12 protein-coding genes are annotated in these 10,371 nt (G+C 62.2%); all 12 read right to left on the reverse strand.

Going from position 1 to position 10,371, the window contains the following annotated elements; genetic code table 11:
- Positions 1 to 32: 32 nt before the first annotated feature.
- Positions 33 to 1,583 carry a histidine ammonia-lyase gene (gene hutH, locus ACK41V_RS06170; protein ID WP_409779301.1) on the reverse strand — a complete coding sequence of 517 codons (1,551 nt, stop codon included), beginning with the start codon at positions 1,581 to 1,583 and terminating at the stop codon, positions 33 to 35.
- Between the two features lie 53 nt (positions 1,584 to 1,636).
- Complete coding sequence (gene hutC / locus ACK41V_RS06175; RefSeq protein WP_409779304.1) at positions 1,637 to 2,461, reverse strand: histidine utilization repressor; 825 nt, start codon at positions 2,459 to 2,461, stop codon at positions 1,637 to 1,639.
- Positions 2,462 to 2,467: 6 nt separating this feature from the next.
- Positions 2,468 to 3,247, reverse strand: coding sequence for an ABC transporter ATP-binding protein (locus ACK41V_RS06180; RefSeq protein ID WP_176886225.1), 780 nt, complete (start codon positions 3,245 to 3,247; stop codon positions 2,468 to 2,470).
- Entirely contained in the window at positions 3,244 to 4,080 is an 837-nt protein-coding gene (locus tag ACK41V_RS06185) for an ABC transporter permease (protein ID WP_409779307.1), read from the reverse strand. The genes ACK41V_RS06180 and ACK41V_RS06185 overlap by 4 nt, the downstream gene beginning before the upstream one ends.
- A 141-nt stretch (positions 4,081 to 4,221) precedes the next feature.
- Positions 4,222 to 5,187 carry an ABC transporter substrate-binding protein gene (locus tag ACK41V_RS06190; RefSeq protein WP_409779310.1) on the reverse strand — a complete coding sequence of 322 codons (966 nt, stop codon included), beginning with the start codon at positions 5,185 to 5,187 and terminating at the stop codon, positions 4,222 to 4,224.
- A gap of 448 nt (positions 5,188 to 5,635) precedes the next feature.
- Positions 5,636 to 7,021 (reverse strand): ATP-binding protein, encoded by a 1,386-nt coding sequence (locus ACK41V_RS06195; protein WP_409779312.1) that lies wholly within the window; start codon positions 7,019 to 7,021, stop codon positions 5,636 to 5,638.
- Complete coding sequence (locus ACK41V_RS06200; RefSeq protein WP_409779315.1) at positions 7,018 to 7,704, reverse strand: response regulator transcription factor; 687 nt, start codon at positions 7,702 to 7,704, stop codon at positions 7,018 to 7,020. Before ACK41V_RS06200 ends, ACK41V_RS06195 begins: the two co-directional genes overlap by 4 nt.
- A gap of 17 nt (positions 7,705 to 7,721) precedes the next feature.
- A complete protein-coding gene (locus tag ACK41V_RS06205; protein WP_409779318.1) occupies positions 7,722 to 8,072 on the reverse strand; it encodes a hypothetical protein in 351 nt (116 codons plus the stop codon).
- A gap of 17 nt (positions 8,073 to 8,089) precedes the next feature.
- A complete protein-coding gene (locus ACK41V_RS06210) occupies positions 8,090 to 8,557 on the reverse strand; it encodes a Spy/CpxP family protein refolding chaperone (RefSeq protein ID WP_409779321.1) in 468 nt (155 codons plus the stop codon).
- Between the two features lie 124 nt (positions 8,558 to 8,681).
- Positions 8,682 to 8,960, reverse strand: a complete 279-nt coding sequence (locus tag ACK41V_RS06215; RefSeq protein WP_409779324.1) for a hypothetical protein — start codon at positions 8,958 to 8,960, stop codon at positions 8,682 to 8,684.
- A gap of 463 nt (positions 8,961 to 9,423) precedes the next feature.
- On the reverse strand, positions 9,424 to 9,732 hold the full coding sequence (locus tag ACK41V_RS06220) for a hypothetical protein (RefSeq protein ID WP_409779327.1): 309 nt from the start codon (positions 9,730 to 9,732) through the stop codon (positions 9,424 to 9,426).
- Positions 9,733 to 9,871: 139 nt separating this feature from the next.
- Positions 9,872 to 10,126, reverse strand: coding sequence for a hypothetical protein (locus ACK41V_RS06225; protein ID WP_409779330.1), 255 nt, complete (start codon positions 10,124 to 10,126; stop codon positions 9,872 to 9,874).
- Positions 10,127 to 10,371: the final 245 nt, after the last annotated feature.

The raw sequence follows: 10,371 nt of genomic DNA on the forward strand, positions 1-10,371 counted from the left end.
TCCTGTGAATCAATGGGTGTAAATGAATGAGATCAGGCGTGGCTGGGGAGGCACTGCAGCAGCGGCGCAGGCCATGGCGTCTGCATGGCCCACTCGCGCATGGCTTCGATGTCGGTGGCGAGGAAGCGGTCTTGCTCCAGGTAGGCCACGCGCTGGCGGATGGCAGCGAACTGGTCTTCGATGAGAGGAGAACTCTTGAGTGCACGGTCGAATTCCATGCCCTGCGCTGCAGCCATGGCCTCGATGCCGACCATCACGGCCGCGTTGCGCACCATGTCGCCCAACCGGCGTGCGCCGTAGGTGGCCATGGAGACATGGTCTTCCTGGTTGGCCGAGGTGGGCAGGCTGGTCACGCTACTGGGGTTGGCCAGGCACTGGTTCTCGGCCGCCAGCGCGGCGGCGGTGACTTGCGCAATCATGAAGCCGGAGTTCACGCCGCTGTCGCGGATCAGGAAGGCCGGCAGACCCGAGAGGCCCGGGTCGAGCAGTAAAGACAGGCGACGCTCGGAGATGGCGCCGATCTCTGCCACGGCCAGGGCGATGATGTCCGCAACGAAGGCAATGGGCTCGGCGTGGAAGTTGCCGCCGGAGATCACATCACCGTTGTCGAACACCAAAGGATTGTCCGAGGCCGCATTGGCCTCGATGGTCAACACGCGCGCGGCGTGGTGCAGGTTGTCCAGGCACGCGCCCATCACCTGCGGCACGCAGCGGATGGAGTACGGGTCCTGCACGCGGCCGCAGTTCGGGTGCGAGGTGTCGATGGCGCTACCGTCTAGCAAGGCGCGCACGGCGGCCGCCACGGCGATCTGCCCGGCCTGGCCGCGCGCTTCGTGGATGCGTGCGTCAAACGGCTTGACCGAGCCCTTGATGGCCTCCAGCGACAGGCAGCCTGCCACCAGCGCGGCCGCGAACACGCTCTCTGCGCCGAACAGCCCCGCCAGCGCCAGCGAGGTGGACACCTGCGTGCCGTTGAGCAGCGCCAGCCCTTCCTTGGGGCCCAGCACGAATGGCTGCAAACCAATGGAGCGCATGGCCTCTGCGCCCGACACCACGGCGCCGTTGACCTTGGCTTGGCCTTCGCCAATCAACACACAGGCCAGATGCGCCAGCGGCGCCAAGTCGCCCGAAGCGCCCACCGAGCCCTTGGCCGGAATCACAGGCAGCACGTTGGCATTGGCCATGGCCAGCAGCGCATCCACGATTTCAGGCCGGATGCCGGAGTGCCCGCGCGCCAGGCTGATGGCCTTGGTCGCCAGGATGAGGCGCACCACATCGTCCGCCAGCGCATCGCCCGTGCCCACGCTGTGCGACAGCACCAGGTTTCGCTGCAGCTCGGCCAGGCGCTCGTGGGCGATCTTGGTGCTGGCCAGTTTGCCGAAGCCGGTGTTGATGCCGTAGACCACCTGGTCTTCGTCCACGATGCGCTGCACCGTGGCCAGCGACGCCTGCATGAGGGCACGAGCAGATGCGTCAAGCGACAGCTGAACGGGCGCGGCGTAAATGCTGCGCAAGTCGGCCAGCGACACATGGCCGGGGCGCAGCGTCAGGGAAGAAGTAGAAGATGGGGTCATGAGGTTCATCCTGTATATACAAGTTGGCACTAGCGAAAACAATTTGGCAGCGGTCGCTGCTCTCAGCCAGCGACGGGGTTGCCGTCGGCTCGGAAGCGACTGCCCAGGCGGTAACGGGTGGCCGGGTGCAAACAACGCACCACGGTGATCGGCACGCCGCGCGACCAGGTGCGGCGGGTGAGCAGCAGGCAGGGTTCCTGCGGAGACATCTCCAGCAAAGTGGCCTGCTCGGCGGTGGGCATGACGGCATCGACCACATGCTCGATCTGGTCGAACGGCACGTTGCGCACTAGGTATTCGGACGGCTGCAGCAGCGTGAAGTCTTGCGCCGCAAACTGCGGGACCTGGCGCGGGTTGACGTGGCGGTCTTCCAGTTGCACCGGCAGGCCGTCTTCACGGTGGATACACAGCGAATGAAACACCGACTCGCCCGTGCGCAGATCCAGCGCCGCAGCGATATCGAGCGTGGCCGAGATGCGTTCCACCGCCAGCACGTCGCAGCGGTAGTCGTGCCCGCGCTGGCGGATCTCGCTGGCCAGGTTGGCGATCTGCAGCAGCGTGGACTGGGGCTTGTCTTCGGCCACAAAACTGCCCACACCGGCCATGCGCACGATGCGCCCCTGCTCCACCAGTTCGCGCAGGGCGCGGTTCACCGTCATGCGTGAAATGCCGAACTGGGTGACCAGCTCGTTCTCGGACGGCAGGCGGTCGCCCGCGCGCCAGACGCCTTCCTGGATCTTGCGCGAAATGTGGTCCTTGACCTGCTCGTACAGCGCCATCGCCTGCGCAGGCGCAGGCGCCGCCGTGCCTGCAACCGCGTTGGATGCGGCAGCGGGGCGGACGCTGCGCGGAGCAGCGGCGGGACGGCGGGAAGGACGGGCGCTCATGGTGTCTTAGTGCAGATCGGCGGCCATGGATTCGGCGCGGATCTCTTCCGTCAAACGCGCTTTGAGGTCCATGAACTCAGGGCTGGTCTTGATCGTGTAATGGCGCGGGTGGGGCAGGTCCACCGCCAGCTCGGTCTTGATGCGGCCGGGCCGGGCGCTGAACACAGCCACGCGGTTGGCCATGAAGATGGCCTCGTCGATGTCGTGGGTCACGAAGAGCACGGTCTTGCGCTCGGCCTCCCAGATGCCCAGCAGCAGCTCTTGCATGAGCACGCGGGTCTGGTTGTCGAGCGCGCCGAAGGGCTCGTCCATCAGCAAAATCTTGGGGTCGTTGGCCAGTGCGCGCGCAATGGCGGTGCGCTGCTGCATGCCGCCCGACAGCTGCTTGGGAAAATGCTGCTCGAAGCCGCGCAGGCCCACCTTGGCGATGAAGTAGTCGGCACGCTCTTTTTGCTGCGCCTCGGGCATGCCACGCTCGCGCAGGCCAAAGCGGATGTTCTGCTCGATGGTGAGCCAGGGGAACAGCGTGTAGCTCTGAAACACCATGCCGCGCTCGGCGCCGGGGCCTTCTACCGGTGCGCCGTCCAGCAGCACACGGCCGCTGGTGGCATGGTCCAGCCCCGCCACGATGCGCAGCAATGTGGATTTGCCGCAGCCCGAGGGGCCGAGGATGGTGACGAAATCGTTGTCCTGCACTTCAAAGTCGACCGGCAGCAAGGCCTGCGTGCGCTGGCCCTTGGCGGTCTCGAAGATGCGGGAAACAGCTTGTATAGATACGCGGCTCATCGCACAAAACTCCAGGCAAACAGACGGTGGTTGAGCGCCTTAAAGGCAAAGTCAGAAACTAGGCCGATGAGGCCGATGACGATGATGCCGAAGATGATCTGGCCGGTGTTCAGAAGCGACTGGCTGTCGGTGATCATGTGGCCAATGCCGCTGGACGACCCGATCAGCTCGGCCACGATCACATACGTCCACGCCCAGCCCAGCACCAGACGCAGGGTTTCGGCAATGTCGGGCGCGGCACCGGGGATGAGCACCCGCGTGACGATGCCCTTGTGGCCCGCGCCCAGCGTGTAGGCAGCCTCCACCAAGTCGCGCCGTGCGCTGCCCACGGTGACGGCCACCATCAGCGTGATCTGAAAGACCGAGCCGATGAAGATGACCAGAATTTTCTGCGCCTCGCCGATGCCAGCCCACAGGATGAGCAGCGGGATGAAGGCCGAGGCTGGCAGATAGCGGCAAAACGAAATGAAGGGTTCAAAGAACGCCTCGATGCCTTTGTAGGCACCCATGGCAATGCCCAGCGGCACGGCCACCACGGCGGCCAGGATGAAACCACCGAACACGCGCCACACCGTCATGCCGATGTCTTTGTGAAAGCCGTACTCCGCAAACAGCAGCCAGCCCTCCTTGGCCATGGTGACGGGGCTGGCCAAAAACGTGGGTGACACGTAGCCACCCAGCGTGAAGAACGCCCACACCAGCACAAACAACACAAAAAAACCAAAGCCCAGCATCCAGCGGGCACGGGCGCTCACGGGCTCCAACGGAGCGAGCGAACGATGGCGCACGGTGGCTTTTGGCTCGGTAGCGGACAGGGGTTGCACAGCGGACATGGTGCGTTCTTTTTTCTGGTGGTTGGGAGTGGCCAAGACAACTCAGCGAAGCGGTTCTGGCTAGGCGCTTCCTCGCAGGCAGTACGGTGAGTACGACAAGAGGGAGCAACGACGCCAGAAGAGTTGTGTTGGCCGCTCCTTTTACTTGATGAAGCTCGCGTCGAAGGTCACGGCCAAGTCCTCATTCGCCTTGCGGATGATGCCGGCCTCCAGCAGGATGGCCGTAGCGTCCTTCATGAAGGCCTGCAGCTCGCCTGCAAAGAACTTCTGATTTGCCGCCTTGTCCTGCCAGCGCAGGAAGGACGACGACTTGGCGAACTGCTCGCCCGTCTGCTTGACGGCGGCGCCCATGATCTCGTTGGACTTGGCAGGGTCTGCCTTGATCATGTCCAGCGCCTGGAAGTACGAATTGGCCAGGGCTTGCGCGGCCTTGCTGTTGGCCTTGAGCCAGGTGGGGTCGCAGCCCACGGTGTCCATCACCATGGGGTAGTCGAGCGTGGTGGCCAAAATCTTGCCCGCGGCCGGGTTGTCGCGCACGGTAGAAAGATACGGCTCGTACGACATGGCTGCGTCGTTCTGGCCGGCCACAAACGCCTGTGCAGACGCCTGGGGCGACAGGGTCGTGGTCTTCACGTCCTTGAGGCTCATGCCGTTTTTGCTGAGCATCCAGGCCAGGCCGAAGTAAGGGGCGGTGCCAGGGGCATCCACACCAATCGTCTTGCCCTTGAGGTCCGCAAAGCTCTTGATGTCGCCGCGCACCGCGATGCCGTCAGCGCCGTAGGACTTGTCCATTTGGAAGATCTGCACGATGGGCACGCCGTTGGCGTTCCACGCCACATGCGTCTCGACCGTGGTGGCTGCGCACTGGATGGACTTGGAAGCGAGGGCCAGGTGGCGGTCCTTCTGCGGAATCATCTTGATCTCCACATCCAGGCCGTTCTTCTTGAAGATGCCCGCCTTGTCGGCCAGGGTGAGCGGCGCAAAGCCCGTCCAGCCGGACATGCCCAGCACGATTTTGGTGTCCTGCGCCTGGGCCGGTGCGGCCAAGGCCAACATGCATGCTGTTGCCGCTGCCAGCGACGTCCATTTCACAACCGATCGAGTCATCATCTGCTCCTGTTTGAAGAAAAATTTCTGGGCCCACCCGGCCGGGCTGCACCCGCATCCCGACCGCCATGATGACAGTTGAAGCATACCTGTATATACAGGGTAAACACCAAAGTCACCGGTTCATGTGGCGAGGTGCATTAGCTAAGCAAGAGCGGGGCCAGGGCGGTAGCCAACCATTCGGCACACACCGCCACCAGATGAAAACTATCGATTTGATAGCTACTAGCGCTTTATGGATAAGCGCTAGAGGCCAATTTGACTCATATTTTTTTGAATGGTGCTTTTGCCGCCTCTCGCGAATGAAAACCCGCGCAGCAGGCGCTTGCACCATGGATGGGCGGTGAGAGGGGTGCTTGGGTGGTGCACCCGTACCTGCGCGTCGCCACGATTGCACCGCCAAACCAGCCATCCAGTGGAGGTCAGGCGCCCTCACCTGCTCTTTCTGTCACTCGATCACCGGCAAGCGCACGGTGACGGAAAGGCCGGGTTCTACATTGCGCATGTCCAGTTGCCCGTCGTGCGCCTGGGCCACCAGGCGGCACAGGTACAGGCCCAGCCCCACGCCGCCGGTGGTGCGCTGGCGGGCCGTGTCTGGCCGGTAAAACGCCTGGGCCAGATGCGGCAGATGCTCGGGCGGCACACCGGGGCCATGGTCGCGCACCTCGATTTCTACCGCGCCATCCACCAGCCGCAAGTGCAGTTCGGGCGGCGGTGCACTGGGGTCGCTGTGGCGCAGGCTGTTGTCCAGCAGATTTCGCAGCAGCAGCCGCAGGCGGGACCGGTCCAGCCGGACAGAGGGAACCGCTTGCGCGACATGCACCGTGATCAACGCAGCGCCTGCGTGGCGCGATTGCAGGTCTGCAATCACTTCGCGCGCCAGCTCGGCAATGTCCGTGGGCTCGCGGTGCAGTGCGGCGTGGCGGCCCGCCAGGCGCTCGCTCTCCAGCAAATCTGTGATGAGGCCCGCCATCTCGCCCAGGTCGCGCATCAGGGCCAAACGTTGGGTCTGCACATCGGCGGTTTCGGGCAAAAGCTCGGTGTTCAGCCGCGCACGCGTCAGGGGGCTGCGCAGTTCGTGGCTCATGGCCAGCAGCAAGGCGCGCTTGGCCTCCAGCATCTGGTGGATGTCGTCCCCCATCGTGTTGATGGTGGCGGCCAGATGGCCGAGTTCATCCGGCCGATGCGCATGCCGCACCGGTATGGGTTGTGCAAAGTTGCCGTTGCCAAATCGCTGCGCACCGCTGCGGATGTCGTCCAAAGGGCGCAGAAGATGGCGCACATAGACAAATGCCAACGCGGTCAGCAGCAGCAAAACGGTGAGCGTGCCCCATGCGATGCGCGGGCGCCGGTCCCAGGAGAGCGCGTTGAGCCCGAACTCGATGGTGTGGCCATCGGCGGTGGTGCGTTGTAAAAGCCGCTTGCCGTTCTCGTCTCCTACCCAGTGATCGTCTTTGCGAATCTTGTCGCTCATCCAATCGGGCTGGGGTTGGTCGGGGTGGGAGGCCCAGTTGACCTGGGGCCCCTCTATGCGCAGCGTCAGGGGCAGACGGTTGGCAACCGCCTGCGCACGCTCGACACTGGGTGGATTGCCAATCTCTGCCGTGAGGCGGTCGACATAGTCCATCAACAGGGGGCGGGCGGCCTCGCGCCAGCCCACCGACACCGCTTTTTGCACACCGCCCATGAAGGTGACCGCTACGGTCACCGCAAGCGCCATAAAAACAAGCACCAGCCGAATACGCAGCGAGTAGCCCACTGCATTGCGGGCACGCAGGTGCCAAGGACAATCGTGTTCGTCAAGCCGGTGCGCTGGGAGGTGCCAAAACCTCATGGCACGGCCTTTCGCAGCGCCAGCGAGTAGCCCGCGTTGCGCAGCGTCTTGATGCAGTCGAGCGGTTCCAGCTTTTTGCGCAGGCGGCTGACCACGATATCAACCGCACGGGTATAAAGCTCGGCCTCATGGCCGCGAAGTTGGTTCAGGATGTCGTCTCGGCTGAACACTTTGCCCGGCTCTCGCGCCAGCAAGTGCAACAGATCAAACTCGGTCCCCGTCAGCTCGACCACCACACCCTGTCGCAGCACGCTGCGGCGTGCTGCATCGATCACCAGTCCTTCAAATTGCAGCGACGCCAGCGCCTCGCCCGGCCCTGGCGCACGGCGGCGGCGCAGCACGGTCTGCAGCCGGGCCACCAGCTCACGCGGCTCAAATGGCTTGGGCAGATAGTCGTCGGCGCCCAGTTCCAGCCCCACCACGCGGTCCATGACTTCGCCACGCGCCGTGAGCATCACGATGGGAAGGTCGCCTTGCTTGCGAATGGTGCGACACAGCTCAAAACCATCCATCTCGGGCAGCATCACATCCAAAATGGCGGCATCGAAACCACCCGCCCCCAGCCGGGCCAACCCGTCACTGGGTTTGAGGGCATGAACCAGTTCCAGCTCGAACCGCTGAAAGTAAACAGTGAGTGGGGGCCCAAGCTGTGCGTCGTCGTCAATAAGCAAAATGCGGTGCATGAGCAATTCTTACACCGTCAGGCGTTGATGATGACCTCAGTGGCTGTGCAGTGTAAATCGCCCACTGCAACACGCACGCCAACCGCACCCAATGCGCGGTGACGCACGATCAGCCGACGCAACCGGCCTTGTGCCGGGGCATGCAGCGCGTCAAAGTGGTCGGCAGCCGCCAGCAACGCGGGCAAGGTGTGGGCTGCGGTCTGCGGTTGCCGCGCCAGAAGACCGAGCGCGTGTTCCCGGTCAAAGCGCGGGCCCCAAACCAGCGACATGAGCTCGTCATGGGGGTCGTCCATGCCCGCCAGCAAAGCGGGGCCATGCGCCCGCACACCTTGCGCGAGCTGATGAATCGGTGCGAGTGTGGGAGACATGGATCGACCCACCCACATTAACCGCGGGCCATCCAGCCCTTGCGGCGCTGCATGAGATCACGCACTTTTTGCTGTTGCTCAGCGTTCAGACTGTCGTAAAAATCTGCCAGTGCGGTGATGACTTCAGGACTGTTCGTTTGAACTGCGCGGGTTTTCTCTTCCAGCAAGCTCTGCGCACGCGCCCGGTCGAACTTGTCACCCGACACAATCGCCTGCATCTCGGCCCGCGGGTCTGCCGCCTTGCCCACAAACGCCGTGCGCTGCGCTTCCATCTTGTCTGCCAAAACATTGAGCTTTTGCTTTTGCGCGTCGTTCAGGTCCAGCTTGCTGCTGACCCGATCCACCACCTTGCCACGCACTTCGGACATTTTCTCGGCAGTCATGGGACCGCGATGGTGGTGGCCGCTAGAACAGGCCGTCAAACCGCCCAACACGATGGTGGCGCCAAACAAGCCCGTGAGGGTTCTCTTGATCCAGGGTTTCATGATGCAGTCCTTTCGAGGACGGTGTTGAACATGACCCTGATGGTGCCGAGTGCAGCGGCAGGCGTCTTCTCGACGCAGTTTCGGTTTATTTCACTTTGTATCCAGCGACACGGCACCGGATCGGTCAGCGAAGAACCGCTGAAAGCACAACCAGACGATTGGCCAGATCAGGCGCATCGGCGCACATTTGATCCAACGCTACCTCGCCGACATTCCACCCGTCATACCAGATGGCAAACGCTGAAACCCCTGGAAAACGATGCGCTCCATGTTCTCCGTAGTAGGCGATGGCTTCGTCGATCCGGGCGTGGTCCGTGGGCTCACCTACTAATTCTCGACCGTCAAACACCCTGGCCAAGTAATGGTGCGACCCTTTGTGTCCGATATGCAGCGTCAGTACCACGACTGAATCCTTGCTGGATGAGGAACTACAAGGTCAGGACGTCCATCAGCCCAAAGCCTGCGCTTGCGGGAGACCGCCGTCTGCGAACTGAAGCTCTCCGTCCACACCATGGCTATCTCCTGGGTAGAAGTCCACACGATCACTCAGCTGTCGCTGTTCTGCATTAGCTGCTGGCTGCCCCATCTGCAACGATGGCCCGTCGGTCCACGTGTCTACGTGGTGCGATATTTTTTCAAAGGAAAACATACTATGACCCTCGCAGTGTGAGTGCTGACCTGAGCAGGCTGCGACTCCATTGGGGCTTACGCCGTATTCGCCGAGGGTCAGATTCAGTAATGCGTATGTGCAGGAGAAAGAATACAAACGCACGCCGCCAAAAACCGAGCGAATAGGTAAACAGCCATTTCTCAACGGCTGAATTCATGATTGCAGGCCGCAACTGCAAGAATGTGCCGAGCGAATATCAAGCCGCTTTGGCAAACTCCCGGGGCTCGATCCCCAAGGCATCACCCTCCCCCGCCAAAAGGCCGATGCAGTCCAAAGCAGTGGGCGGGTCACATGGTTCCGCGTACACGCGCAGTGCGATGTCCGCAGCTGCGGGAGAGAAATACAAGCACAGGTTGTCTTTTTCCTTGTCATAACAAGAGAACAACGCACGCCCAGAACCTGGAGGGCACATCAGAAACTTCGACATGAACATCTGCTGAATGCGCAACGTGGGCTCAAAAGCCTGATCGTCATTGCCCAGTTCCAACTTGTACCAAGTGCTCATATGCGCCTTTCAACCTGGCCAAGCCAGTAACACGGATGGCCTATCGTATTTTTGCGGGGCTGAAATTTCGCTTCTTGTGCAGCGCATCAATTTGTAGGACGCATTCGCGCTGGCGCACGCAAACACCGTAGGCGGTGCCTCAATCCAGAGACGACTCGAGGTCACACCGCATTTGCAGCCGCGGCGCCGCCCGGCCTGCGCCATGGGCACGCAACGTGGCGCAACCCAATCCCGTGATGTAAAGCACATGCGCTTTCGGCTGCTGCGCGTCCACGGGCGGCAATCGAACTTCTACCATCCCGGCGGCGCGCAGCAGGCGCAGTTTGTCGATGTTGCCTACATCTGATTCGATCAGGGGAAGATCATCACGCTCCAAACCCTGCAAATACTCCATTGGCATGTCGGCCTCCGGCTAGTTGAGGGGGGATTGTGAGACGCTGCTTCGGAAGACTCAAGAGTTGATACATGGCGGTACAACCTGGTCGCCGGACAGCAAGTGGGAGGTCGATTCCCCAGCGAAAACTCGGAAACAATAGGCTCGCGGTTGAAAATTTTCTGGTTTTGCCCCATCTGTTCCCCCGCTTTGCCTTGAATGCCCATGGTTGACTGAGCACGTCCTTACAACGCAAGTTGTTGATT

It is taken from the genome of Acidovorax sp. (assembly GCF_046291265.1).
GTDB lineage: Bacteria > Pseudomonadota > Gammaproteobacteria > Burkholderiales > Burkholderiaceae_C > Acidovorax.

Coding starts and splice junctions, on each gene's coding strand:
- hutH (WP_409779301.1), bottom strand. CDS start 1,583: ATGAACCTCATGACCCCATCTTCTACTTCTTCCCTGACGCTGCGCCCC.
- hutC (WP_409779304.1), bottom strand. CDS start 2,461: ATGAGCGCCCGTCCTTCCCGCCGTCCCGCCGCTGCTCCGCGCAGCGTC.
- ACK41V_RS06180 (WP_176886225.1), bottom strand. CDS start 3,247: ATGAGCCGCGTATCTATACAAGCTGTTTCCCGCATCTTCGAGACCGCC.
- ACK41V_RS06185 (WP_409779307.1), bottom strand. CDS start 4,080: ATGTCCGCTGTGCAACCCCTGTCCGCTACCGAGCCAAAAGCCACCGTG.
- ACK41V_RS06190 (WP_409779310.1), bottom strand. CDS start 5,187: ATGACTCGATCGGTTGTGAAATGGACGTCGCTGGCAGCGGCAACAGCA.
- ACK41V_RS06195 (WP_409779312.1), bottom strand. CDS start 7,021: ATGAGGTTTTGGCACCTCCCAGCGCACCGGCTTGACGAACACGATTGT.
- ACK41V_RS06200 (WP_409779315.1), bottom strand. CDS start 7,704: ATGCACCGCATTTTGCTTATTGACGACGACGCACAGCTTGGGCCCCCA.
- ACK41V_RS06205 (WP_409779318.1), bottom strand. CDS start 8,072: ATGTCTCCCACACTCGCACCGATTCATCAGCTCGCGCAAGGTGTGCGG.
- ACK41V_RS06210 (WP_409779321.1), bottom strand. CDS start 8,557: ATGAAACCCTGGATCAAGAGAACCCTCACGGGCTTGTTTGGCGCCACC.
- ACK41V_RS06220 (WP_409779327.1), bottom strand. CDS start 9,732: ATGAGCACTTGGTACAAGTTGGAACTGGGCAATGACGATCAGGCTTTT.
- ACK41V_RS06225 (WP_409779330.1), bottom strand. CDS start 10,126: ATGGAGTATTTGCAGGGTTTGGAGCGTGATGATCTTCCCCTGATCGAA.